Source organism: Rhizobium sp. WSM409 (assembly GCF_057653825.1).
The window spans coordinates 220,269-245,104 of record NZ_JBYGKP010000005.1 but is presented as its reverse complement, the minus strand read 5'-3'; the positions used below and the strand labels follow the sequence as shown (position 1 = coordinate 245,104).

25 protein-coding genes and 1 pseudogene are annotated in these 24,836 nt (G+C 62.4%); 10 read left to right on the top strand and 16 right to left on the bottom strand.

Translation table 11 applies throughout. From position 1 onward, the window contains the following. Positions 1-79: 79 nt before the first annotated feature. Positions 80-913: an inositol monophosphatase family protein gene (locus tag AC25BC_RS33915; protein WP_128440134.1), complete on the top strand. Its 834-nt coding sequence runs from the start codon at positions 80-82 to the stop codon at positions 911-913. A gap of 19 nt (positions 914-932) precedes the next feature. On the opposite strand, the pseudogene AC25BC_RS33910 reads toward AC25BC_RS33915, so the two are convergent. Continuing rightward, a pseudogene (locus AC25BC_RS33910) lies at positions 933-1,259 on the bottom strand (TOBE domain-containing protein); the annotation flags it as partial. Between the two features lie 99 nt (positions 1,260-1,358). Between AC25BC_RS33910 and msrA the strand changes: the two are divergent. Then, positions 1,359-1,868, top strand: coding sequence for a peptide-methionine (S)-S-oxide reductase MsrA (gene msrA, locus AC25BC_RS33905; RefSeq protein ID WP_012760071.1), 510 nt, complete (start codon positions 1,359-1,361; stop codon positions 1,866-1,868). A gap of 6 nt (positions 1,869-1,874) precedes the next feature. Here msrA and AC25BC_RS33900 read toward each other — a convergent pair whose 3' ends face one another. Beyond that, on the bottom strand, positions 1,875-2,747 hold the full coding sequence (locus AC25BC_RS33900; RefSeq protein ID WP_128440133.1) for a LysR family transcriptional regulator: 873 nt from the start codon (positions 2,745-2,747) through the stop codon (positions 1,875-1,877). A gap of 93 nt (positions 2,748-2,840) precedes the next feature. On the opposite strand from AC25BC_RS33900, the gene AC25BC_RS33895 reads away from it, so the two are divergent. From AC25BC_RS33895 to AC25BC_RS33885, 3 genes are all read left to right on the top strand, one after another. After that, positions 2,841-3,626, top strand: a complete 786-nt coding sequence (locus AC25BC_RS33895) for an SDR family oxidoreductase (RefSeq protein WP_128440132.1) — start codon at positions 2,841-2,843, stop codon at positions 3,624-3,626. A 27-nt stretch (positions 3,627-3,653) separates the two neighbouring features. Beyond that, positions 3,654-4,352: a ribonuclease activity regulator RraA gene (locus AC25BC_RS33890; protein WP_012760074.1), complete on the top strand. Its 699-nt coding sequence runs from the start codon at positions 3,654-3,656 to the stop codon at positions 4,350-4,352. 269 nt (positions 4,353-4,621) lie between these two features. Continuing rightward, complete coding sequence (locus tag AC25BC_RS33885) at positions 4,622-5,506, top strand: protein-L-isoaspartate O-methyltransferase family protein (protein WP_128440131.1); 885 nt, start codon at positions 4,622-4,624, stop codon at positions 5,504-5,506. 154 nt (positions 5,507-5,660) lie between these two features. Here AC25BC_RS33885 and AC25BC_RS33880 read toward each other — a convergent pair whose 3' ends face one another. From AC25BC_RS33880 to AC25BC_RS33855, 6 genes are read right to left on the bottom strand one after another with little or no spacing between them, the layout of a single operon-like run. After that, positions 5,661-6,950: an amidohydrolase family protein gene (locus AC25BC_RS33880; protein WP_128440130.1), complete on the bottom strand. Its 1,290-nt coding sequence runs from the start codon at positions 6,948-6,950 to the stop codon at positions 5,661-5,663. A 26-nt stretch (positions 6,951-6,976) separates the two neighbouring features. Beyond that, entirely contained in the window at positions 6,977-7,921 is a 945-nt protein-coding gene (locus tag AC25BC_RS33875) for an ABC transporter permease (RefSeq protein WP_128440129.1), read from the bottom strand. After that, positions 7,918-8,967: an ABC transporter permease gene (locus tag AC25BC_RS33870; RefSeq protein WP_128440128.1), complete on the bottom strand. Its 1,050-nt coding sequence runs from the start codon at positions 8,965-8,967 to the stop codon at positions 7,918-7,920. Before AC25BC_RS33870 ends, AC25BC_RS33875 begins: the two co-directional genes overlap by 4 nt. Beyond that, the gene (locus AC25BC_RS33865; RefSeq protein ID WP_128440127.1) at positions 8,957-10,489 is read right to left on the bottom strand and encodes an ABC transporter ATP-binding protein; all 1,533 of its coding nucleotides are present in this window, start codon (positions 10,487-10,489) and stop codon (positions 8,957-8,959) included. Before AC25BC_RS33865 ends, AC25BC_RS33870 begins: the two co-directional genes overlap by 11 nt. Continuing rightward, entirely contained in the window at positions 10,486-11,898 is a 1,413-nt protein-coding gene (locus tag AC25BC_RS33860; RefSeq protein WP_128440126.1) for an amidase, read from the bottom strand. The genes AC25BC_RS33865 and AC25BC_RS33860 overlap by 4 nt, the downstream gene beginning before the upstream one ends. Before the next feature lie 8 nt (positions 11,899-11,906). Next, entirely contained in the window at positions 11,907-12,893 is a 987-nt protein-coding gene (locus tag AC25BC_RS33855) for a BMP family protein (protein ID WP_113545367.1), read from the bottom strand. 340 nt (positions 12,894-13,233) lie between these two features. Between AC25BC_RS33855 and AC25BC_RS33850 the strand changes: the two genes are divergently transcribed. Genes AC25BC_RS33850 through AC25BC_RS33840 form a run of 3 tightly spaced genes read left to right on the top strand, consistent with a single transcriptional unit; the run spans position 13,234 to position 15,406 of the window. Then, the gene (locus AC25BC_RS33850) at positions 13,234-13,863 is read left to right on the top strand and encodes a CDP-alcohol phosphatidyltransferase family protein (RefSeq protein WP_017997173.1); all 630 of its coding nucleotides are present in this window, start codon (positions 13,234-13,236) and stop codon (positions 13,861-13,863) included. Then, on the top strand, positions 13,860-14,480 hold the full coding sequence (locus AC25BC_RS33845; protein ID WP_113545368.1) for a lysophospholipid acyltransferase family protein: 621 nt from the start codon (positions 13,860-13,862) through the stop codon (positions 14,478-14,480). Before AC25BC_RS33850 ends, AC25BC_RS33845 begins: the two co-directional genes overlap by 4 nt. Further along, on the top strand, positions 14,477-15,406 hold the full coding sequence (locus AC25BC_RS33840) for a phosphatidate cytidylyltransferase (protein WP_113545369.1): 930 nt from the start codon (positions 14,477-14,479) through the stop codon (positions 15,404-15,406). Before AC25BC_RS33845 ends, AC25BC_RS33840 begins: the two co-directional genes overlap by 4 nt. Positions 15,407-15,419: 13 nt before the next feature. On the opposite strand, the gene AC25BC_RS33835 is transcribed toward AC25BC_RS33840, so the two are convergent. The 3 genes from AC25BC_RS33835 to AC25BC_RS33825 form a co-directional block, all read right to left on the bottom strand. Beyond that, positions 15,420-15,743: a chaperone modulator CbpM gene (locus tag AC25BC_RS33835; RefSeq protein ID WP_026160356.1), complete on the bottom strand. Its 324-nt coding sequence runs from the start codon at positions 15,741-15,743 to the stop codon at positions 15,420-15,422. Positions 15,744-15,745: 2 nt separating this feature from the next. Continuing rightward, positions 15,746-16,660: a DnaJ C-terminal domain-containing protein gene (locus tag AC25BC_RS33830; RefSeq protein WP_128440125.1), complete on the bottom strand. Its 915-nt coding sequence runs from the start codon at positions 16,658-16,660 to the stop codon at positions 15,746-15,748. 144 nt (positions 16,661-16,804) lie between these two features. Beyond that, entirely contained in the window at positions 16,805-17,272 is a 468-nt protein-coding gene (locus AC25BC_RS33825) for a universal stress protein (RefSeq protein ID WP_113545371.1), read from the bottom strand. Between the two features lie 159 nt (positions 17,273-17,431). Between AC25BC_RS33825 and AC25BC_RS33820 the strand changes: the two genes are divergently transcribed. Next, positions 17,432-18,331: an NAD(P)-dependent oxidoreductase gene (locus tag AC25BC_RS33820; RefSeq protein ID WP_029875375.1), complete on the top strand. Its 900-nt coding sequence runs from the start codon at positions 17,432-17,434 to the stop codon at positions 18,329-18,331. Between the two features lie 6 nt (positions 18,332-18,337). Here the strand turns inward: AC25BC_RS33820 and AC25BC_RS33815 are convergent, their stop codons facing one another. Continuing rightward, the gene (locus tag AC25BC_RS33815) at positions 18,338-18,586 is read right to left on the bottom strand and encodes a type II toxin-antitoxin system ParD family antitoxin (RefSeq protein ID WP_113545372.1); all 249 of its coding nucleotides are present in this window, start codon (positions 18,584-18,586) and stop codon (positions 18,338-18,340) included. A 217-nt stretch (positions 18,587-18,803) separates the two neighbouring features. Between AC25BC_RS33815 and yghU the strand changes: the two genes are divergently transcribed. Then, positions 18,804-19,679: a glutathione-dependent disulfide-bond oxidoreductase gene (gene yghU / locus AC25BC_RS33810; protein WP_029875376.1), complete on the top strand. Its 876-nt coding sequence runs from the start codon at positions 18,804-18,806 to the stop codon at positions 19,677-19,679. A gap of 85 nt (positions 19,680-19,764) precedes the next feature. On the opposite strand, the gene AC25BC_RS33805 is transcribed toward yghU, so the two are convergent. Genes AC25BC_RS33805 through AC25BC_RS33790 form a run of 4 tightly spaced genes read right to left on the bottom strand, consistent with a single transcriptional unit; the run spans position 19,765 to position 24,794 of the window. After that, positions 19,765-21,279: an ABC transporter substrate-binding protein gene (locus AC25BC_RS33805; protein ID WP_128440124.1), complete on the bottom strand. Its 1,515-nt coding sequence runs from the start codon at positions 21,277-21,279 to the stop codon at positions 19,765-19,767. Between the two features lie 19 nt (positions 21,280-21,298). Then, complete coding sequence (locus tag AC25BC_RS33800; RefSeq protein WP_128440123.1) at positions 21,299-23,011, bottom strand: dipeptide ABC transporter ATP-binding protein; 1,713 nt, start codon at positions 23,009-23,011, stop codon at positions 21,299-21,301. After that, positions 23,008-23,859 (bottom strand): ABC transporter permease, encoded by an 852-nt coding sequence (locus AC25BC_RS33795; protein WP_113545375.1) that lies wholly within the window; start codon positions 23,857-23,859, stop codon positions 23,008-23,010. The genes AC25BC_RS33800 and AC25BC_RS33795 overlap by 4 nt, the downstream gene beginning before the upstream one ends. Beyond that, positions 23,856-24,794 (bottom strand): ABC transporter permease, encoded by a 939-nt coding sequence (locus AC25BC_RS33790; protein ID WP_003549356.1) that lies wholly within the window; start codon positions 24,792-24,794, stop codon positions 23,856-23,858. Before AC25BC_RS33790 ends, AC25BC_RS33795 begins: the two co-directional genes overlap by 4 nt. Positions 24,795-24,836: the final 42 nt, after the last annotated feature.

The window sequence follows — 24,836 nt, the reverse complement described above, 5'->3', positions numbered from 1 at the left end:
AAAACCATCATCAGCCTCTGCGAAGGGATGGGCTCTTCGCGATTCACTCCGTCATATCAGCAGCATCCGGACTTTCCTCATGACATCACCCTCGATTTCCGCGCGTCTTTCCCCGACCGCCTCGTCCCGCCTCGTTGTGCTTGCAGAAACGGTATTGAAGGCGGGCGAAACCGCCCGCGGCTCGCTGCGGCGACGAACGTCGGCAGAAATGCTCGCCAAGGCGCCGCGCGATTATCAGACCGAAATCGATGTCGCCGTCGAGCGGACCATCGTCAACGAGATGACGAAGGCCTTCCCGGACTATGCCATCCAGGGGGAGGAAGCCGTCGGCAACCGCACGGCGGGTCCTGAAACGCCGATCATTTACATCGACCCGATCGATGGCACGACCAATTACGCCTGGGGTATTCCGCATTTCGGCATGACGATCTCGATCGTCGAAAGCGGCAGGCTCGTCATGGGCGTCGTCTACGACGCCATGCAGGACGAGCTGTTCAGCGCCGAAATCGGCGGCGGCGCTTATCTCAACGGCGAGCGTATCCGCTGCGCCGATGTCGGCGACATCGAGAATGTGCTCGTCGGCGCCGGCCTGCCGATCCCCGGCCAGATCAAGGCGGTTGCGGAAGAGACCTATTTCGACGCGATCAAACGCCTGATGGCGAATACGGCGGGTGTGCGCCGCCTCGGCTCGGCGGCCCTGTCGATTGCCTATGTCGCCTGCGGCCGGCTGGACGGATTCTTCGAAGACGGGCTCGCCATCCATGATTTCGGCGCCTCGGCGCTGCTGGTCGAAGAGGCGGGCGGTATCGTCACCCGGTTTTCCGGGGCCGAAGTCAACGGGCGGGGCGATATCCTTGCCGCCAGCAAGGCACTGCATCCCTGGCTGCTGGAAGGCTTCCAGAGCAAGGCGTGAACCGGCGCAATCCGAGCGTCTAAACCCGCAGGAGTTCTTCGATCTCCACATCGCCCTTTGTCGGCATCGACTGATGGACGAGCTCGTTGTCGCGAAAGACGAAAAAGCCGGCGAAGCTCGGCTCGACCCTCATCCCGGTCCGGATGCGATCGTCCGGCGCCACCATCGCCTTCAGACGGCTGCCGTCGGCAAGATCGACATCGACCATCTTGTGGGTGCCGAAATCGACGGCGCGATGGACTGTTGCGGCATCAGGCTGGTCCACGGGACGGATCGTCAGTGCTTCCGGGCGGGCGGCCAGCATCACCGGCCCATCCTCGACGGGAACAGTAAGCTGGAACAGCGGTTCGGGCGTCTCGGCAGGAAAATTGCACAGCTGTGCTCTTTGCACCGTGTGGAAATCGGCGGCAGGAGACACTATCTCTTGCGGAAAAGGAGATATCCAATGACCGAAGAACGTGCAGTCCTCGCCGGTGGTTGCTTCTGGGGCATGCAGGACCTCATCCGCCGATACAAGGGCGTGATTTCGACCCGCGTCGGCTATACCGGCGGCGATGTGCCGAATGCCACCTACCGCAACCACGGAACCCATGCCGAGGCGATCGAGATTATCTTCGACCCCGCAAGGATCAGCTATCGGGAAATCCTCGAATTCTTCTTCCAGATCCACGACCCGAGCACGCGCAACCGCCAGGGCAACGACGTCGGCTTGAGCTACCGCTCGGCAATCTTCTACGTCACCCCTGAGCAGGAGCGCGTCGCCAGAGATACGATCGCCGATGTCGATGCATCGGGCCTCTGGCCCGGCAAGGTCGTCACCGAAGTCGTGCCGGTCAGCGATTTCTGGGAAGCCGAACCCGAGCATCAGGATTATCTGGAGCGGATTCCGAACGGCTATACCTGCCATTTCGTCCGGCCCGGCTGGAAACTGCCGGTCCGCCAGAAGATCGCCTGAAATTGATCAGGCTCCCATCGCCGCGCGGCTGGTTTCCAGAAGCGCGGCGACGAGATTTGTCCTCGGCGAGGATCGCGTCACCACGATGCCGACGGTGCGCACGGCGGACGAGCGGGGCAGGGGCAGCTTGAGGATATCAAGGCCAGCCGGCCAGGGCGGCGCCCAATCCGGCACGATCGAGATTCCGAGACCGCGGTCCACCATCACCGCGATTGCCTCCAGCGCGTCGAGCTCATAACGCTCGACCGGGCGGATGCCGATCTCGCGCAGATACTCGTCGGCGATGTGACCACCCCACTGGTTGCGGTCGTAGCGGATGAAGGGCAGGGTCTGCAGCAGTTCGAGCGGATCCGCCCCTTCGCAATCCCCCGGAGCGATCAGCACCAGGGGTTCTTGGCGCAGCTTGTTGAAGGTCAGCGTCTTCTGCATCGGAAATCGCGGCTCGATGATGAAGGCTGCGTCCAGCGTGCCGTTCAGGACCTCGGCATAGAGGTCCATTGACGCGCCTGGCTTGAGGAAGATCTCGATCAGCGGGTAATCCTGGGCGAGACGGTGGAGAATGTCGGGAACGAGGCCGGTCAGCGCCGTATTGATCGCCCCGATCCGCATCTCGCCCGAAATCGTCGCGGTGCCGGCCATCGCCTTCAGGTCGCGTGTATCGCGCACCAGATCCCTGCAGCGGTCGAGAATGGCAAAACCCGCCTCCGTCGGCCGCATGACGCGGCCGGAGCGCACCAGCAGCCTCACCCCGAGCTCGGCCTCCAATGCGCGGATACGCTGGGCAACAGCCGCAGGCGTGAGGTTCAGCCGCTGGGCGGCCTCCGCCAGCGAGTGCCGCTCGGCAACGACAATGAAAGTTTCGAGAAAACGTGTGTCCATCGATAGTTTTTCTATCTCTTGAACGAAGCAGAAGCGATATTTTATTTACGATCCATTGCTCCGAAAGATGGCCCGACCATATGAGGAGATGAAATGGATTTCGGCCTGAAGGACAAGACGGCCCTGGTGCTTGGCGCCGGCGGCGGACTGGGCAGCGCGATTGCCGTCAAGCTTGCGCGCGAAGGCGCCAGAATTGCCGCAGCGGATATAGATCTCGCCGCCGCTGGAAAGACCGCGGCTTCGGTTGAATCCGAAGGCGGTAAGGCGCTGGCGCTGCAATGGGATCTCTCCGATCTCGAATCGATCGATGCGCGTGTCGCTGCAATCGAGCGCCAGTTCGGACCGGTCGATATCCTCATCAACAATACCGGCGGCCCGCCGCCGACCACCGTCTCCGGCCAAGATCCGACGCTCTGGAACCAGTATTTCCAAAGCATGGTCCTCTCCGTCATCGCCATTACCGATCGCGTGCTGCCTGAGATGCGGGCGCGCAAATGGGGGCGCATCGTCACCTCGACCTCGTCGGGCGTGGTCGCGCCGATCCCCAATCTCGGCCTCTCCAACGCGTTGCGCCTGTCATTGGTCGGCTGGTCGAAAACGCTGGCGCGCGAGGTCGGACGCGACGGCATCACCGTCAACATCGTCCTGCCGGGCCGGATCGCCACCGGCCGCATCACCTTCCTCGACGAGCAGAAGGCCAAACGCGAAAGCCGCTTCATCGATGACGTCGTCGCAGAAAGCACCGGCAGCATTCCGCTCGGCCGCTATGGCCGGCCGGAAGAATATGGCAATGTCGTCACCTTCCTGGCGAGCGAACCTGCCTCCTATCTCACCGGATCGGTGATCCGCGTCGATGGCGGCATGATCCAGAGCATCTGACAGAAACCGAATTGGAACCGAATACCGATGGCCCTCAACGCTGAAGCGATAGCAACTCTCAAGACCGTCTCGACGGCGACCCTGACGACCGTTCTTCTGAAGAAGGGCCTGCGGAACGTCTGGATCCGCGGCGCCGTTCCCCTGAAGCCCGGCCAGCCGCGCATCGTCGGCCCGGCCTTCACCCTGCGCTTCGTTCCGGCTCGCGAAGATCTGGCGACGCCGGCATCCTGGGCCTCGCCGATCTCGACCCGCGCCGCGATCGAAGCGATGCCGGAAGGCTGTGTCGCCGTCGTCGACGCGATGGGCGTCACCGATGCCGGCATCTTCGGCGATATCCTCTGCGCCCGCATGCAGAAGAGAGGCGTTGCCGCACTCGTCACCGACGGCGTCGTGCGCGACCTTGCCGGCGTGCTCGACACCAATCTGCCGGTCTGGTGCCGCGGCGTCGCAGCACCCCCATCCGTCGCCGGCCTTACCTTCGTCGCCTGGCAGCAGCCGATCGGCTGCGGCGGCGTGGCTGTTTTCCCTGACGACATCATCGTCGTCGACCAGGACGGCGCGGTACTGATCCCGGCCGATCTGCTGGAGGCGGTGCTGGCCGAAGCGCCGGAACAGGAGCGCATGGAAGCCTGGATCATGACTAGGATCGATGAAGGCGTATCGCTGCCCGGCCTGTACCCGATGAACGCGGAAACAAAAGCGCTTTACGAGGCCTCGAAGAAGTAAAGCACCGGGCCAGGGCGGATTGTAGTGGGCACGGTTTCGCCCAGCCCGTAACCCAACGTGAATTGCTTTGCGACAGAACTTTCCCCGATTTTTCTGCGGTGGCGATTTTTGTCGCGAACTTAGGATTTTTGCAACATTTGAACGGCCGGCTCCGACCCCATCTCGGCCGTTCATGGCAGGAGGCGAGGACGCCTAGAGCGGACTTTGCAGGTCGACATTGACTTGGATCATATCTGTCACATGTTTCGGGACTTTCGCGACAGGAATCCATGGAGTCGGTTCTGCCGATGACACCTGATGAAATGAAGATCGTGCGGCGAGCTTATGCGAAGCAGATCACGGCGGCTGCGAGAGTTGCCGATGAGCGTGTTGAAACAGCTTTTGCCGAAGTGCCGCGGGAAGATTTCCTTGGTCCCGGTCCGTGGCCGATCTTCCGAATGCGAAAAGCCTATGTTCCGACCCCGGCCGCCGACCCGGTTTACCTCTACACGGATGACGTTGTTGGTATCGTCCCTGAGCGCCACATCAACAACGGACAACCGTCACTTCATGCCTTCCTGCTTTCGCAGGCTGCGCCGCGAGCGGGCGAGCATATCGTGCATGTTGGCGCTGGTGCCGGGTACTATTCTGCGATCATGGCGAAACTCGTTGCCGCATCCGGCAAGGTGACGGCGATCGAGTTCGAGCCGGAGCTTGCCGCACGCGCGAAAGCAAATCTCGCTCCCTATCCGAACGTTTCCGTAGTTCCGGGCGATGGCAGTTCCGTGGCTTTCGATACAGCCGATGTGATCTATGTGAACGCGGGCGCGACCCGGCCCGCGAATATCTGGCTGGACCGGCTCAATAGTGGCGGAAGGCTGATCCTCCCGCTTACGACCGATCTTGGATTTACCAGCAGCAATTGGAGCAACATGCACCTTCGCGGTGCGGTGTTCCTCGTGATGCGCAGGGGTGAGGAATTTCACGCGCAATGGATTTCGCCGGTCGCCATCTTCCCCTGTGAAGGAATGCGCGATGAGGAATCGGAAAAAGCGCTCGCGGCGGCGTTCGAAAGCGGGGAGCACAAGCGGGTGACCCGGCTGTATCGTACTGATGAGGTGCCGGTCGAGCGATGTTGGGTTCGCGCTCCCGGCTGGTGCCTAGCCTATGCTTAGGAGACGGTTCGGCATCATACCGTCGCGTAACTCCTAAATTCCGCGACGGTACCGGAAGCTCTGATTTTCCAGGGATTTTCTGTCGCCTTCGCGGCCCTTTTGTTTTGGCGCAGATGGAAGCTCCTCCGGTAAGCCGGAAAGCCTCCGCAGCATCTCAATAACGAGGCACGTAATCCAACCCGCCGTCGATCCGTGCCGGGCGTCCGTCGAGGAAAAGCTCGCCGATGCGCGGCGCCGAGCGGGCGATGACCTTGCCGCGGCGGATGACCGCCAAGCGGTTCGGCTTCAGCCGCAGCGCTTCCAGCGTGTCGCTGGCCTGGAGGATGACGAGGTCGGCGTTGCATCCCTTTTCCAAGCCGTAATCTGCAAGCCCCATCGTCTTCGCCGAATTGACGGTCAGTGCGTCGAAGATCCTCTTTTTGTCGTCGATGCCGGCCATCTGCGCGACGTGAATTGCCATATGGCCGACCTCCAGCATGTCGCCCGATCCCATCGAATACCAGGGGTCCATGACGCAATCGTGCCCGAAGGACACGTTGAGCCCGGCGTCCATCAATTCCCTAACGCGGGTCATGCCACGGCGTTTCGGATAGGTGTCGTGCCGACCCTGCAGCATGATGTTGATCAGCGGATTGGGGATGACGTTGATCTCGGCCTCCGCCATCAGCGGAATGAGCTTGGAGACATAATAATTGTCCATCGAATGCATCGAGGTCAGATGCGAGCCGGCAACACGCCCCTGCAAGCCGAAGCGGATGGTTTCAGCAGCCAGCGTCTCGATATGGCGCGAAAGCGGATCGTCGGTTTCGTCGCAATGGATATCGACAGGCAGGCCGCGATCGGCGGCGATGCGGCAGAGCGCCTCGACCGACGCCGTGCCTTCGCCCATCGTCCGTTCGAAATGGGGAATGCCGCCGACGATATCGACGCCCATGTCGAGGGCCCGGTTCAGCGCATCGATCGCGCCCGGCGAGCGGTAATAACCGTCCTGAGGGAAGGCGACCAATTGCAGATCGATATAGGGCGCGACCTTTTCGCGAACCTCGATCATCGCCTCGACGGTCACAAGCCTGGGATCACTGGTATCGACATGGCTGCGGATGAAGAGCAGGCCCTGCGTGACCGCCAGATCGCAATAGCGCAGCGCACGATCGACCAGTTCCTCTTTCGTGACGATCGGGCGCAACTCTCCCCAGAGCGTTATGCCTTCGAGCAGGGTGCCGGATACGTTCATGCGCGGCAGGCCGAGCGACAGGGTGGCGTCCATGTGGAAATGCGGATCGACGAAGGGCGGGCTGACCAGCCGGCCGGTCGCGTCGATCTCTTCCCCTGCCTGCGCCTGGAGATTGGGCTCGACCGCGGCGATCTTGCCGCCCTGAATGCCGAAATCGATGCTCTTTCGGCCATCGGGGAGATTTGCATTTCTGACGATAAGATCGAACATCGGAGCCTCATTGGATGTCAGCAGTTTTAGCGTTCGCCGCGGCGGTAGGGCTGCATCAGTGCCTGCGGAACGCGGGCGCGGCGGGCCATGACGGCAAGGGCAGCAATGGAAAGGATATAGGGCGTCATCAGGAAGAGCTGATAGGGCACGAGCCCGCTCAGCGCAGTCTGCAGCCGAAGCTGGAAGGCGTCGAAGAAGGCGAAGAGCAGGGCGCCGAACAGCGCGCGGCCCGGCCGCCATGAGGCGAAGACGACGAGCGCGATGCAGATCCAGCCGCGCCCTTGCACCATTGTGGGGAAGAAGCTGTTGAAGGCCGACAAAGTCAGGAAGGCGCCGCCCATGCCCATCAGCGCGCTTCCGGCAATCACCGCGCCATAACGCACCTTCATCGGATTGACGCCCTGCGCTTCCGCCGCATGCGGGTTCTCGCCGGTCATGCGGATAGCAAGGCCGACGGGCGTGCGGAAGATGATGTAGGCCATCAGCAGGGCAATAAGGATCGCCAGATAGGTCGGCGCCGTCTGCGTGAAGAAGGCCGGCCCGATGAAGGGCAGGGTGGAAAGACCCGGAATGGCGATCGGCTGGAACGGCACGATGGTGGGTGGGGTATTGGCAAGCGGCACGATCAGCCGGAAGACATAATAGCTGAAGCTGGAGGCAAACAGCGTGACTCCGAGACCGGAGACATGCTGGGAGAGGCCGAGCGTCACCGTCAGGCCCGCATGCAACAAGCCGAAGACGCCGCCGGCCAGCGCAGCAATCAGCAGACCGATCCAGAGATCGGCGCCGTGATAGACGGAAAGCCAGCCGATCATCGCGCCAAAGGTCATGATGCCTTCGATGCCGAGATTGAGCACGCCGGCCCGTTCGCAGAGCAGTGCGCCGAGCGTTCCGAAAATCAGCGGCGTGGCGATCCGCAGGATTGCCGCCCAGAGCCCGGCGGAAGCGATGATGTCGAACAACTGCATCAGCGCCGTATCCTGTATTGGGTAAAGAACAAGGCGATCAGCATCGTCAGCAGCGACAGCGCCACCGTGACATCGGCGATATAGGTCGGGATCCCAAGGCCGCGGCTCATGCCATCCGCACCCACGAACATCGTGGCCGTGAAAATGGCGGCGAAGACGACGCCGAGTGGATTGAGGTTGGCGAGCATGGCGACGACGATACCGGCATAGCCGAAGCCCGGCGATAGATCGGTCGTCACATAACCCTTGACGCCCATGACCTCGATCGCTCCAGCGAGCCCCGCAAGCCCGCCCGAGAGACAGGCGACCTTCACCAGCGTCCTGCCGAGCGGGACGCCCGCGAAGACCGCGCCGGTTGGATTGAGGCCTGCGGCGCGCGACTGCATGCCGAACACGGTGCGGGACTGGATGAAATGGACGACGACGGCCAGAGCGATCGCGATCGCAAAGCCGATATGCAGGCGCGAGCGGGCGATCAGCTTCGGCAGCATGGCATGATCACTGACGGATTGCGACTGCGGCCAGCCGAAGGCCAGCGGATCCTTGAGGACGCCATCGATCAGCATCGAGACGAACAGCACAGCGATGAAATTCAGGAGCAGGCTGGTGACGACTTCATCGACCGAGAAGCGCAGCCTGAGCCAGAGCGGGATCAGGATCAGCACCATGCCGGCAATCGCGCCGACCAGCAGCAGTAGCGGAATGAGGATGGGTGCCGGAAGATTGCCGAGCAGCTTCGAGCTTGCCGCGGCAACGGCGATGGCGCCGAGATAGAACTGGCCCTCGGCGCCGATATTCCAGAGCCGCGCCCGGAAAGCGACGGCGGCGGCAAGCCCCGTCAGCATCAGCGGCGTTGCCCGCGTCAGCGTTTCGGTCGCTGACAGCCGCGAGCCGAAAGCACCGGTCAGGATGCGCCAATAGGCATCGAGAACAGGCGCGCCGGCGATTGATATCAGGATGCCAGCCAGCGCCAGCGCTGCGATGACCGCGATGACGGGCGTGACGATCAGCAGGTAAAGCGGGCGGTGCTCACGGCGCTCAAATCGCATGGCCGGCCTCTGGGGTTTCTTGCCATTCGCCGGCCATCATCAGCCCCAGCCTGCGGGCGTCGGCGCTTTCGGCCGCGACGGGCGGGGACAGACGGCCGCCGACGATTGCCTGTATGCGGTCGGCAAGCGCGATCATCTCGTCGAGGTCTTCGGAGATCAGCAGCACGGCCGTGCCCTGCCGGCGGGCTTCGAGCAGACGGGCGTGCACGGCCGCCACCGCTCCCTCATCGAGGCCACGCGCGGGCTGCGCCGCGATCAGAATGCGCGGGCGCCGATGCAGGTTGCGGCCGAGAATGAGTTTTTGCATATTGCCGCCGGAGAGCAGCCGGGTGCGGATCGCCGGCCCGCCGCCGCGGACATCGAAGCCGTCGATAATCTCCTTCGCGAAGGCCATGCCCGCCTTGCGGTTGACGAGGCCGTGGCGCGAAAAGGCAGGCGAAGCGATGCGCTCCAGCACGGCGTTTTCCCAGATCGCCATTTCGCCGATCACGCCCTCCTCGTTGCGGTCCTCGGGAATGCGGCCGATGCCGGCGTCGACCACATCGGAAACACCGAGATTGCCGATGGCTTCCCCGAAAAGCATAAGGTCGCCGGCACTCCGCGCCAGCGTGCCGGAGAGAAGATGCGCCAGTGCCGCCTGGCCATTGCCGGAAACACCGATGATGCCGAGGATCTCGCCCTGGTGCAGCCGGAAGCTGATCGATTTCAATCGATCGACGCCGTCGATACGCACCGTCACATCGACCGCTTCGAGGGCAACGGCACCGGGTGTGGAAGGCTCGCGCACGGGCCGCGTCACGCGGCGCCCGACCATCAGTTCGGCGAGTTCCGCCTTGCTGGTGTCCGACGCCTTGCGTTCGGCGACCATCTTGCCGCCGCGTAAGACCACGATGCGGTCGGCCGCCGCCATGACTTCGTCCAGCTTGTGGGAGATGAAGATCAGCGACAGGCCCTGGCGGGCCATTTCCCTTAGCGTCGTGAACAGCCGTTCGGCCTCGATATTGGTCAGCACCGCCGTCGGCTCGTCGAGGATCAGGATGCGGGCGTCGTTATAGAGCGCCTTGAGGATCTCGACGCGCTGCTGCTCGCCGACCGACAAGTCGCCAAGGCGGGCATCCGGATCGACCTTGAGGCCGAAGCGCTCGGAAATTGCCAAGAGTTTCTTCCGCGCCGCCGACGTTCCCGAGCGCCAGGACCACAGCCTTTCGGTGCCGGTCATGACATTTTCGAGGACGGTCAGATTGGGCGCCAGCGAGAAATGCTGATGCACCATGCCGACGCCGGCGCGGATCGCCGCACGCGGCTTGCCCTGCGGCACCTCCGTGCCCTCGATCAGGATTCGGCCTGCATCCGGCATGTAATGGCCGAAAAGGATACTCATCAGCGTGGTCTTGCCCGCACCGTTCTCGCCGAGCAGGGCGACGACCTCACCCTTGGCGAGCGTCATCGAGATATCGTCATTGGCAAGATTGTCGCCGAAACGCTTGCTGACGCCTGTTATCTCCAGCACAGGCCCGGTCATGACGGCAATCCCGCGACCGGAAAACGGTGCTGCCACCGCCCCTCGGCCTCCAGGCGTGCGGCAAGCGACAGCAGACGCGGCTCGTACCCCATCGGCGCCATGATCTGCACCGGCAGCGGCATGGCGTGCTCATCCTGTCCGAAAGGCAGTGTCAAAGCAGGAAAACCCGAAATATTGGCGAGGCAGGCAAGCGGCGCAAATGCCGCCATCCGCTCGAGATGCAGATCCGTGTCGGCATGATCGGACGGAAAGGAACCGATCGCAAGAGGCGCGGAGGACAGCATCGGCATGAGGATGCAATCGACCCTGTCGAACAGTGCCCAGAGGTTACGGCTCACCAGGACGGCATCATCAAGCGTGCTCCAGAGCGATGTCGCTGAGAATGCCCGTCCGCGCGCCGCGAAGGCCTGCGTGAGAGACTCGGCCCTGCTTTCATCAAGAGCCGCCGCCTTGATGAGTGCCGCAAGGTTGACCGAGACGATATCGGCGAAGGTGCTGCCACTGGCAGCGACGCTCCATTCGAATTCGGCCCAGTTCAGCGGAACGATCTCGTGTCCGTCGCCCTCCAGCGCACGCGCCGCAGCCTCGACGGCTGCGAGCCGATCGTCCTCCGTCGGATAGGCCGAGCCGGTATCAACAAGCAGGCCGATCCGCAAATGGCCATTGTCAATATCGATAGGGGAGGGGTCGGGAAAAGGTCCTCGCGATTTGCCGCTCAGCCTGTCGAAAATCAGCGCCGTATCCCGCACCGAACGGCAGACCGCGAGTTCGCTTGCGATACCGGCCAAGTGGTTGCCGAAGGATGGCCCGCCCGGGATGGCGCCGCGCGTCGGCTTCAGTCCGACGAGGCCACAGCAGGCGGCTGGCACACGGATCGAGCCGCCGGCATCGGTGGCATGCGCAATCGCGACGATCCCGGCGGCAACCGCTGCCGCCGCACCGCCGGAGGAGCCGCCCGCGGTGCGTGCCGGATCGAGTGGGTTGCGACAGATCGGCCCGATCACCGGTTCGCTGGCGAGCGACAGGCCGAATTCCGGGCTCGTCGTCAGGCCGAACAGACAGAAGCCGGCGTCGCGGAACCGGGCAGCCAGATCGGAATCCGCTTCGCCGCCCTTTCTTTCGAAAAGACCGGAACCGGCCGTTACCGGCAGCCCGGCAAATGGGCCGCCAAGATCCTTCGCCAAGGTCGGCACGCCGGCAAAGGGCCTCGCGGCAAAGCGATCGGGCGCGCTCCGCCGCTCACTGTCGCGGTCGTCGGCCGAGGCAAGGCCCATGGCGGCATCGAGATAGGCGATGGCGCCGAGCGGCTCCTGCAGCACGGCTGCGGCAAGGGACGCCTGCATCGCCTCCGCAGCGCTCAGGCTGCCAGGCCTGATCGCTGCCGCCAGATCCGTCGCATCGCCACGCATCAGCCGAATTACTTCGGCTCGTCCATCATCTTCGGAACTTCGAAGCTGCCGGCCTTGATCTCCGCCCGCTTGGCTTCCATCGCAGCCTCAGCCTCGGCGGGCGCCACGCCCTTCACGAAGACGATATCGCTGCCGCCTTCCTTCATCAGGCCGTAGGAGGTGTAGTTCCGGCCGACCGGCTTTCCGGCAGCGACATCGGCGATCGCAGCGTCCAGGATTGGGCGGAAGTACCACATGGCGTTGGCAAACACCGTATCCGGATAACGTGGCGTATAGTCGATCAGCGAGCCGACCGATTTGATGCCGCGTTCCTTGGCGGCATCGGCGGTGCCGATACGCTCGCCGAACAGAATGTCGGCGCCGGCATCGATCTGGGCAAGGCCGGCTTCGCGGGCCTTCGGCGGATCGAAGAAGGTACCGATGAAGGAGACGAGATGCTTGGCATCGGGATTGACGGACTTGACGCCTGCCGCGAACGCATTGATCAGCATGTTGACCTCGGGGATCGGAATGGCGCCGACTGAACCGACGACATTCGACTTGGTCATCTTGCCGGCCAGCATGCCGGCGAGATAGGCGCCGTCATGGTTCCAGGTGCCGAAGACGCCGAAATTGTCGCCGGCCTGCTCGCCGCTCGAACCCAGCACGAAAGCGGTATCGGGATAGTCGACCGCGACCTGCCGGGCTTCTTTCTCCACCGCATAGGCCTCGCCGATGATCAGCTTGTTGCCCTGTTCGGCATATTCGCGCATGGCGCGTGGATAATCGGTGCCGGAGACGCCTTCGGAGAAGACATATTCGATCACGCCTTCCTTGGCGGCGTCCTGCAACGCCTTGTGCAGACAGGAGTTCCAGGCGTTTTCGACCGGCGACGCATGGATGCCGGCAACCTTCAGCGGCGCAGCAGCCCTTGCCAGCGGGGCAAAGCCGCTGACCCCAAGCGCAATGCCGGACGCGATCACTGCCCGGCGTGAAATCAGGATATCTTTGGTCATTGATTGTTCCCCTTTTTTACCATTTGGTTCAAAAATCATAGTAGCGCCCAAAAATGTGTCAAGCGGCAAACAGGCTTAAAAATCAGGCTGTTCAGTCCCCAGTGCAGCCTGTCTTCATCAGCCAATTTTTTCCGAGTTCGGATAGCGTCACGGCTTAGTTGAAAGGACGTGGCATGGCACGCTACGCCGGCAAGTTCTCAAGAAGTCAGGGCTCTCTTCCAAAAAAAGCGCTTTTCCGGGTCAGCGCGACAGACCCTGGGCCGAATATACAGGGCGTTACGACTTGGCGCGACGACATTGGCAGGATATGCAGGGAGGATAGGGGTTGGGGAAAATGATAATGGGGGAAGAAGAAGGCGCCTCGCGGCGACCGATCGCGAGCCGGTCGTCGTCCTGGGCCATCGGCCTCAGCGCGTGGCTGGCGCGCAGCGGCGCGACACCGAACGGCATTTCGCTTTTATCGGTCGTATTCGCGGGCATAGGCGCGGCGCTCATTGTTTTCACAACACATCCGATTGCCATGGTTTGCGCCGCGATCTCGGTGCAACTGCGGCTCGTCTGCAATCTGCTGGACGGAATGGTCGCGATCGAAGGCGGCAAGAAAACCAAGAGCGGGCCGCTCTATAATGAATTCCCCGACCGGGTCGCCGACAGCCTGTTTCTCGTCGCGGCTGGCTATGCCTGCGGCTTTGGCTGGCTCGGCTGGCTGGCTGCGCTGCTCGCCGCACTCACCGCCTATATCAGGGTCTTTGGAGGATCGGTCGGTCTTCCCCAGGACTTCAGCGGCATCATGGCCAAGCAGCGCCGCATGGCGGTGCTGACGGCGGGCCTCCTCGCCCAGAGCGTCGAGACGCTGGCATCAGGCAGCCACTGGTCGCTGATCCTGGCATCCGCGGTCATCGCGGCCGGCAGCCTTGTCACCTGCATCACACGCACGATAACGCTTGCCCGTTCCCTGGAGAGACTATGATCGCGCTCATCCGTCGCCTTCTCGTGCTGTTCGTCCGTATCCTGGTCGGCGCCCGAAGCGAGTGGCGGGGCTGCGCGCCCGATCCCAGCCGCCGCATCTATTTCGCCAATCACAACAGCCACATCGATACCGTCGCCGTCATGGCCGCCCTGCCATATCAGGTGCGCCGCATGACCCATCCGGTTGCGGCGCGCGATTATTGGGGAACCAGCGCCTTTCGCCGTTTCATCGCGGAGAAATGCCTGCGTGCCGTCCTGATAGACCGCAAGCCTCCGCCGGACAGTGATCCGCTGGCTCCGGTAGAGCGTCTGCTCGAGGAGGGGCATTCGATCCTGATTTTTCCTGAGGGAACGAGAAGCACCACCGATGAGATCGCCCCGTTCCGCAGCGGCATCTATCGCCTCGCCTGCCGTTTTCCGGATGTCGATCTCGTGCCGATCCATCTCGACAACCTGCAGCGCATCCTGCCGAAGGGAAGCATGCTGATCGTCCCGATCACCTGCACGGCGCGCTTCGGCAAGCCGCTGCGCGTCGAACCAGGCGAGGAAAAGACCGAATTCCTGGCTCGTGCCCGCGCCGCGGTCATTGAGCTCGCGGATGGGGGGCATGCCGCATGACCAGCCTTTTCTCCATCGTGCTGGCCGCCATCCTCGGCCTGCTTGCCGTCGCCTCGGCCATTGGTTTTTTCCTTCAGCGGCGCGCGACCGAGCCCGGCTCCGTCGCCACCGTCCAAAACCTCAACGCTCGTATCCGCTCCTGGTGGATCATGGTCGCGGTGTTCGGCGGCGCGATCCTGCTCGGCGACACGGCGACGGTCATCCTGTTTGCATTCCTGTCCTTTATGGCGCTTCGCGAATTCTGGACGCTGACACCATCGCGGCGCGGCGATCATCTGGCGCTTTTCCTGTCCTTCTTCGTTGTGCTGCCGCTGCATTACGTGCTGCTCGGAACGGAGTGGTACGGCCTGTTTGCGATCTTCATCCCGGTCTATGCCTTTCTGATCCTGCCGGCGGTGGCGACCTTGACGGGTGACGTCAACGAATTCCTCGCCCGCAGCGCCAGGGTGCAATGGGGATTGATGCTGACGGTCTATTCAATCAGCCACGCTCCCGCCCTGCTCATGCTGGAGACCGGCACGCCGTCCGCACTTCTTCTGGTCTATCTGGTCGTGGTCGTGCAGCTCAGCGACGTCTTCCAGTATGTCTGGGGCAAGCTCCTCGGAAAGCACCGTTTCTCGCCGAATATCAGCCCGTCGAAGACGATCGAAGGGCTGGTCGGGGGCGGCGCCTCGGCCATTCTCGTCGGAACACTGCTTTATCGCCTGACGCCGTTTTCGCCGCTGCAGGCCGCTGCCATCAGCACGGTCATCGTCGTCGCGGGTTTTTTCGGCGGCTTCGTGCTCTCGGCCATCAAGCGCGATCTCAATGCCAAGGACTGGGGCTATGTGATCGAGGGCCATGGCGGCGTGCTTGACCGCCTGGACTCCATCACCTTCGCCGCACCGCTGTTCTTCCACATCGTCCGCTATTGGTTCACCAGGTAGAAGCTGGTTCTGGCTAAAACCGGTCGATCTCCTCGAGGCTCTCGAACAGCCGGCGCTGAACATCCCGCTCCTGTTTGCCGATGGCGGTCATCAGCTTGCCCATCGTTCCCCGCAGGCCGTGCAACTCGTCGACCAGCTCCATGACGATATCGACGCCGGCTTCGTTGACACCCATGTTTCCCATGAGGTCCAGGATCAGCCGGGCGCGTGCGACGTCGGCGTCGCGAAATTGCCTCTGGCCGCCTGATGTCTCCGGGATCAGCCAACCCTGTTCGATCCAGAGGTCGAGCTGGACGATGTCAATTTTCAAGTAAAGACGGAATTCGAGATCATCCATGATCAAGCCTCCATGTTCTTTCTCGGATCGTAGGAGTTTGCCGTCGCCCATTCCTTCATCAAGGCCGTCAGCCGCTCATCCGGGGCGTCGGGCAGCACGATCTTCAGCGAGATGTAGACGTCGCCGTGTCCGCCGCCGCGTTTTGAAACACCTTTGCTCTTGAGACGCAGGACCTTGCCCGTGTTCGAATGAGGCGGCAGCGTCAGATTGACCGGTCCCGACGGCGTCGGCACGCGAACCTTGCCACCAAGCACGGCCTCACTGAGAGAGATCGGCAGTTCCAGGCGGATATCGTCGCCGTCTCGCGTAAAGAAGCGGTGCGGGCGCACACGGATTTCGATCAGGGCATCGCCCACCGGCCCACCGCCGGTGCCCGGCTCGCCCTTGCCGCGCAGCCGCAAGGTCTGGCCGTCGCGCGTCCCTGGCGGGATCTGTACGTCGAGCGCCGGACCATTCGGCATCTTGACCTCCGTCCTGGTGCCGTTGACGGCCTCGAGAAAGTCGACCTCCATGGAAAATTGCCGGTCACGGCCACGACCACGGGTCTGGCCGCCGCCGGAACGACGGGAAAAGAAGCTGGCGAAGATATCGTCGGCATCGCTGAAATCGGCAAAGCCGGCGCTGTTGTGGTAGGGATCGCCAGGCCCGCTCTTCGACGCGTAGTCGCGATAATAATTGCGCTGCGCCCGCTCGGCGCCTGTTATATCGATCTCCCCGCGGTCAAAGCGTCCGCGTTTTTCCTCATCACTCAAGATCTCGTAGGCCGCTGAAATTTGCTTGAACCGTTCCTCAGCCTTTTTGTCGCCGGGGTTAAGGTCGGGGTGAAGTTTCTTGGCGAGCTTGCGGAACGCGCTTTGAATATCCTTTTGCGTCGCATCCCGCTTCACGCCCAGAAGCTCATAGGGATCCTGGCTCATACATGTCTCCGGTCGGGCAGCGAATACTGCTGGTTGGCTTGGCAATGATATAGGTTGCCGGGCGGCCGCCGGGGAGGGGAGGCCGGCCGCTCCGGTCGACGTCAATCCGACAATGCGCCTGCTGTCGCGCAAGCTCGCCAGAGCTTAGAACAACGCCGCGTCTTCCGCCGGGGACGCCGAGCCTTCCTGCGCGCGATCGGGACGCCGATCGATAAGAACCGAGCACCCGGCATGGCGCACGACCTTGTCGACGATCGAGGAGAAGACGTAGTCGGTGATATCGGTCACATGGGATGAAACCAGGATAAGATCGGCCGATTTCTCCCTTGCGACGGAGACGAGCAGGGAGGCGGCAACGCCGATACGAACCTCGGTCATCGCCGGAATTCCCAGCTCCTTGCAGAGCGATACAAGTTTCTTTTCGGCGTCGACGATGGCGGTCGTTTCGAATTCCTCGGGAAGCTCCGTCAGGTGACGGCGGGGGATATGCTCGATGACGTGCATGACGACGATGCTTCCGCCTTCGTCCATCAGCGCAGCAGCCCGGCGCAGAAGGCGGCTGGCCGTTTGGCGGGGACCCATGCCGATGCCGCAGATGATCGTCCGATACATTTGAAATCCATATCCTCGAATGCGAATGATAGCACCGATCATACCGGTGTCGACCGTCCCGGCATTGACGAATATCAAGAAAAAGTGCCGCAACGGCAGCGCGCACGAAGCGGCCGGCTCTTCGGAAGGGGTTTCGGCTGAATCGTCGCAGTTGACGATATGGCCATCGGCAACAGTTCTAATCTGATGACGTCATTGATTGAGGTTCACATGCCGAATTTTGCGATTATCGGATCGGGCGCGATGGGAAGTGCCGTCGCCAAACGGCTGATCGACCACGGCGCCACGGTGCTCACCTATCTCGAAGGCAGGAGCGAGCAGACGATTGCGCGGGCAAAGGCAGCCGGCATGGTGCCGGTCGGCCGCCAGGAGCTGACGAAGGCCGAGCTGATCCTGTCGATCGTTCCGCCGGCGGAGGCGATCAAGGTCGCCGAACTCGTCGCGGACATATCGTCGGCGATGCAGGCGCCGCCGCCCTTCATCGACCTCAACGCGATTGCGCCGAAAACCATGCAGGCTTTGGCGGCACGCTTCGAAAGCAGCCGCGTCGAGGTGCTTGACGGTGCGATCATCGGCGGGCCGCCGAGCCCCGGCAAACCAGGTCCGACCATTTATATCAGCGGCGATATTGCGGAGCGAAGCAAGCTGCTCGAGGATTGCGGCCTGCGGATCCGCAGACTCGACGGACCGCTCGGCGCCGCCTCGGCACTGAAGATGTGTTATGCCGGCATCAACAAGGGATTTGTCGGCCTTGGCACCGCCATGCTGCTTGCGGCATCGCGTTCCGGTGCGGCCGAAAGCCTGAAAGCCGAGCTCTCCGAAAGCCTTCCCGACATCGATCGCAAGCTGTCGGGATCCATACCCGACATGTATCCGAAAGCCTATCGGTGGGTTGCCGAAATGCAGGAGATTGCCGATTTCCTTGGAGAAGATGATCCGGCCGCGACCATCTTCCGCGGCATGGCGGATGTCTTCTCCAGGATGGCGAGCGACGTCGAGGGCGATCGCGTGCTCGTGGGGCAGCTGGACGAGATCATCGCGCGGCGGGAGAAAATATGACGCCTGTCATTTCGCCTCGAACCCCGCCCGTTTGCGAGCGTTGAACGCATCGAAATCGAAGGGCGTGGCAGGGCCGGATTCTTCGCCTTCAATCAAGGCGTCCTGCAATGCCTTCACTTTGGCTTCGTGTTCTTCAAGTAGGCGAAGGCCCGCCCGGATAACGTCGCTGGCTGAGCCATAGCGGCCAGCCTGAACCTGCGTATCAATGAAGCTGGTGAAATGGTCACTGAGCGATATGGACGTATTTCTAGCCATCCTGAATCTCCTTTAAGCCAATGTACCAATTTTTGGTACATAAAAAAACCCAGTCTTCACAGCGTGAATCTGATCCCTGGCCAAGGCTCTGACGATTGCGTGAAACCGCGCCGACACCTGTGACAAAACCTTGTCGCCTCTGCTATGTCAGGAAAAATGCGGTGACCAAACCCATTGGCATCGCGATCCTATCTGACCAATGCCAGGAGTTTGAAAGATGAGCGGTTCTTCCGACTATACACCCCCGAAGGTCTGGACCTGGAACAAGGCGAATGGCGGCCAGTTCGCCAGCATCAATCGCCCGATCGCGGGACCGACGCATGACAAGGAGCTTCCGATCGGCCGGCATCCGCTGCAGCTCTATTCGCTCGGCACGCCGAACGGCCAAAAGGTCACCATCCTGCTCGAGGAACTGCTGGCCCTTGGCCATGAAGGTGCGGAGTATGACGCCTGGCTGATCAAGATCGGCGATGGCGATCAGTTCGGAAGCGGCTTCGTCGCGGTCAATCCCAATTCCAAGATCCCGGCTTTGATGGACCGCAGCGGGCCAAAACCGATCCGCGTCTTCGAGTCTGGCGCGATCCTCACCTACCTCGCCGAAAAATTCGGCGCTTTCCTGCCGACCGAGCCGAGCGCGCGCGCCGAATGCCTGTCATGGCTGTTCTGGCAGATGGGAAGCGCGCCTTATCTCGGCGGCGGCTTCGGCCATTTCTACGCCTATGCGCCGACGAAGATCGAATATGCGATCGACCGCTTCGCCATGGAAGTGAAGCGTCAGCTCGACGTGCTGGATCGTCGCCTTGCCGAAAGCGAGTATCTGGCAGGCAGCCAATATACGATCGCCGATATTGCCGTCTGGCCGTGGTATGGCGGGCTGGTGAAGGGCTGGACCTACGGTGCAGCCGAGTTTCTGCAGGTCGAGGACTATAAGAACGTGCTGCGCTGGGCCGACGCCATCCACAGCAGGCCGGCCGTGCAACGCGGCCGGATGGTCAACCGCCTCTCCGGCGAGCCCTCGAGCCAGTTGCACGAGCGCCACGACGCCAGCGACTTCGACACCAGGACGCAGGACAAACTTGCGGCCGCCGAGTAAGCAAGCAGGCCCCAGCCACGTGTCGCAGCAATAAATGATGCTCCGCCGCCTTTACGGCGACGGAGCATCTGCATACTGCCCGAACTCAGTTCTTGACCGTGTCTTCCAGGAAGAAGCGGCCGAGCGGGTTCTGGTAGAAGTTCTCGATATTCTTGCGCGAGACGTTGATATAGGGGCTGTAATAGAGGTCGATCCAGTTGACGTCGTCCTTGGCCATCTTCTGCAGATCGACATACATCTGTTCGCGCTTCTTCGGATCGAGCTCGAGACGCGCCTTGGCAACCAGTTCCTTCACCGCCTCGTTCTTGTAATTGGTCGAATAGTTGTTGTTGGAATCATGACCGAGGACGAAGGTGGTCTTCTGGTCCGGATCGAGAATGTCGTTGGTCCAGTAATTGACCGAGACGTCGTAGTCGCCGGCAACGATCATGTCCCATTCCTGGCTCGGGTCGACCTTCTGCAGATTGGCGGTGATGCCGGCCTTCTGCAGCTGCTGCTGGACGAGCACGGCCGTCTGTTCGTCGACTTCGTCGCCGGCACGGACCAGATAATTTAGCGTCAGGTCCGAGGCGCCGGCGGCCGCCAGCAACGCCTTTGCCTTTTCGGGATCGTACGGCCGCTGCAGATTGTCGGCATAATAATAGAGCGCGCCCTTCGGAATGTAGGAGTTGGCGACCGTGCCCTGGCCGAAGGTGACGGTATCGACGATCGCCTTCTTGTCGATCGCGAGATCCAACGCCTGGCGGACTTCCTTCTTGCCGAGCGCGCCATGCGCATGGTTGATCAGAAGATGATCCTCGCGCGTCGAAGCGTCGATATTGACATTGAGGTTCGGGTCCTTCTTCAGCTCCTCGACGCGAGAGAAGGGAACGAAGATCGCCGTATCCAGCTCGCCGGCCTGAACGTTCAGCATGCGGGTATTGTCGTCAGGCACCGAGATCCACTCGACACCGTCGAGCTTCACCCGGTCCGCCTGCCAGAAATTCGGGTTCTTCTTCAGGATGACGCGGTCGCCGCGCCGCCATTCCTCGACGGTGAATGCGCCGGATGCGATCGGCTTTTCACCATAGGCGTCGGCGCCCAGCGATTCCATGCCCTTCTTGGAGATGACGGAGGCATTCGGCAGCGCCAGCGTCGAAAGGAACGGCGCGGACGGGTTCTTGAGCTTGATCGTCAGCGTATGCGCGTCGGTCGCCACCGCCGTGTCGATCACCTTATAGGAATCGCTCCAGAGCGAGGCAGCGTCGTCGCGGATGCGCAGCAGGCTGTAGGCCGCGTCTTCCGCCGTCAGCGGCGAACCGTCGGAAAATTTCGCGTCGCGGATCTTGAACGTGTAGGTCAGCCCGTCATCCGCGGCAGTCCAGCTTTCGGCAAGGCCCGGCTCCAGTTTCGTGCCTGTCTTGTCGACCCGGATCAGCACGTCGTAGACGTTGGAGAACACCCAGTTGTCGATGTTCTGCGCGGTCTTGATCGGATCGAATGTCGTCGAATCCTCGCGGCGGCCGATGGTGAGCACACCAGCGGCCTCGGCATAGCTTGCGCTGAGCGTCAGACCGGCGAGCACGGCTGCAAGCCCGATTGATTTCCACCTGTTTGTCATGAGTTCGTTCCCTTCGTTGTTATGGCATGCGTTTGATTGATTGAATCGGCATCGAATGCGGATCGTCCTTGCCGTCGGCGTCTTGAAGCAGCCGCTTGTCAGGATCGATGTCGGGAATCGCGGCGATCAGCGCCGCCGTATAGGGATGCTTCGGCCACGCGAAGACTTCTTCGGAACGACCTTCCTCGACGATCTCGCCGCGATACATTACGACGACGCGTTCGCAGAGATTGCGGACGATCGCGAGATCATGGGCGATGAAGATCAACGTCAGGTTCATCTTCGCCGTGAGCTCGCGGAAGAGCTCGATGATCTGCGCCTGGATGGTGACGTCGAGGGCCGCCACGCATTCGTCGGCGATGATCAGCTTCGGATTGACGGCGAGCGCACGGGCGATGCCGGCGCGCTGGCACTGGCCGCCGCTCATGCTGCGCGGTTTGCGGCCGGCGAATTCGCGTTCGAGGCCGACGAGATCGAGCAGTTCGCCGATTCGAACAGGGATATCGGCCCTGGCGACCTTGCCCTGCACCTTCAGCACCTCGGCCAGCATCTGCCCGATCGTCAGCCGCGGATTGAGCGCGTTATAGGGATCTTGGAAGACCATCGCCGTCTCGCGCCTGAGCTTTGCCAGGCCGGCACTCTTCTGCAGCGCCAGATCGACGCCGTCGAAGGTGACGTGGCCCGAGGAAAGCGGCGTGAGGCCGAGCACGGCGCGGGCAAGCGTGCTCTTGCCGCTGCCGGATTCGCCGACGATGCCGACCGTCTCGCCCGGCATGATCTGCAGGCTGACGCCGGCAACGGCGCTGACCGTCTTGGCACCGCCCCTGAGCAGGGCGCCGCCGGCTCTGAAACGCACATGGAGATCATCGATTTCGAGCAATGGCCGCCTCGCCGGTTGGCTGGCCGCGGCAAGCTCGAGCAGCGGCGCGACCGTCTCGCCCGGGATGGAAGGGTGGCTGTTGATCAGGTTGATCGTATAGGGATGTTGCGGCCGCGCCAGGATCGTCCGCTTCGGCCCTTCTTCGAGCAGCTTGCCGCCGCGCAGCACGGCAATACGGTCGCAAGTCTGGGCGACGATACCGAGATCGTGGGTGATCAGAATGATCGACAGGCCGCGCCGGTCGCGAATGTCAATCAACAGCCGCAGGATCTGCGCCTGGATAGTCACGTCGAGCGCCGTGGTCGGCTCATCAGCGATCAGGATCTTCGGATTGCAGGACAGCGCCACGCCGATCATCGCCCGCTGCCGCATGCCACCGGAAAATTCATGCGGATAGCTATCGTACTTGCGCTTCGGATCGGGGAAGCCGACTTGCGCCAGGATTTCCGTCGCCGCGGCGCGAGCCTCGCGGGCGCCGAGGCCCTGGTGATAACGGATGCCCTCAGCGATCTGATCGCCGATCCGCATCACCGGGTCGAGATGGCTGGTCGGGTTCTGGAAGATCATGCCGATCTCGCCACCGCGCACTTTCAGCATCTCGCCATCGTCGATCCGCATGAGGTCGCGCCCTTCGAGCAGCACGCTACCGCTTTCGATCTTCAGCAACGAGGAGGGCAGCAGGCGCACCAGGGAACGGCAGAACAGGCTCTTGCCCGAGCCGCTCTCGCCGACGAGACCGAGGATCTCACCCTTGCCGAGATCGAGCGACACCGCATCGAGCAGCGTGCGCGGGCCGGAATCGACATGTGCCCTGACGGTGAGATCACGGACGGACAGCACGGAGCCGCTCATTCATGCACCCCCAGCAGTTCGCCGAGCGCGTCGCCCAGCATGCTGAAACCGAAGGCGAGGCAGACGATGGAGAGGCCGGGAAACAAAGTGATCCACCATGCCGTGGTGATGAAGCTCTGTCCTTCCGCGACCATGACGCCCCATTCGGCGATCGGTGGCTGGACGCCGAGGCCGAGATAGCTGACGGCGGCGCCGCTGAGCAGCACCAGCGTCGCATCGGACATCGAAAAGACGATCGAGCCGGCGATCGCGTTCGGCAAAAGATGGCGGAACATGATGCGCGGGCGACTGAAGCCGAGGCTGACCGCGGCAACGGCATAGTCGCTGCCTTTCAGCACCAGCATCTGCGCCCGGATCAGCCGTGCATAGGAAACCCAGCCGACCAGCGCCATGGCGATGTAGAAGCTGCCGAGGCCCGGTCCGAGGATCGCGATGATCGACAGCATCAGCACCAGGAAGGGAAAGGCGAGGATGATATCGACGAGGCGCATGAACAGCGCATCGACGATCCCGCCGAAGAAGCCGGCGATCGTGCCGACCGTCGTGCCGATTACGAAGGGGAAGATGACGCCGATCAGCGCCATCTGCAGGTCGAGGCGCGCGCCCCAGATGACGCGGGAAAGGATATCGCGGCCGAAATTGTCGGTACCGAAGGGATGCAACAGCGAAGGCGCCTGCAGGCGCACCTCGGCATTCTGCATGATCGGGTCGTAGGGCGCGACGATAGGCGCGCCGATCGCCAGCAGCACGAAGAACAGCAGCAGGCCGGCACTGAGCACAAGCATCGGCCGCCGGCCGAAGAACCGGCGCCAGCCGGGGGAGGCGGGGGCGATCGCCTCGATGCTCATAGCTTCACCCTCGGATCGACGGCGACAGTGACGATGTCGGCAATGAAGTTGATGAGTACGGTGGCGCAGGCAAAGACCATGGCGACGCCTTGAACCACCATGTAGTCGCGTGAGAAGATCGCCCTGACCAGCAGCTGTCCCATGCCGGGCAGCGCAAAGACGCTCTCGACCACCACCGTGCCGCCGATCAGCCAGCCGATGTTGACAGCAAGCAGATTGATCGTCGGCACCAGTGAATTCGGCAGCACATGCCGCCAGAAGACGATCCCCTCCGGCATGCCGCGGGCGCGCGCCGCCGTCGCGACATCCGATTTCAGTTGCTCGATCATCGCCGCCCGCAGGCTGCGCGTCAGCACGGTCGAGAGCGACAGCGCGACCGTCAGGCTCGGCAGCACGAGATGCGACAGCTTTTCGCCGATCGTCGCACCATAGCCCGAAACCGGCAGCACGCCGAGTTCGACGCTAAACAGGATGATCAGCATCAGCCCCAGCCAGAAGGGCGGAAAACCGATGCCGAAGGTCGAGACGATGCGCACCGCATGATCCGGCGCCCGGCCGGCATTGCGTGCGGCGATCGCCGACATCGGTACCGCGATCAGGACCGAAAGCACGACGCTGGAGACGACGAGCGCAAGCGTCGGCTCGATGCGGGTGACGATCAGCTTCAGCACGTCGATCTTGTAGAGGATCGACTTGCCCATCTCGCCATTGGCGAGGTTCTTGAGGAAATAGACATATTGCAGCCACATCGGCTGGTCGAGGCCGTACTGGGCGCGGATACTGGCAAGGGCTGCCGGCGTCGCGCGCGTGCCGAGGATGTTGCGCGCCGGATCACCGGGGATCAACCGGACCAGAATGAAAGTGATAACGCTGATGCCGAAGATGACGGGCAGGAACTGCAGCGGTCGCGTCAGAACGAATTTATAGCGATGCATGACGGCAATCGCCCCTTTGTCTTCGTCTGGTTCGGTCCGCTT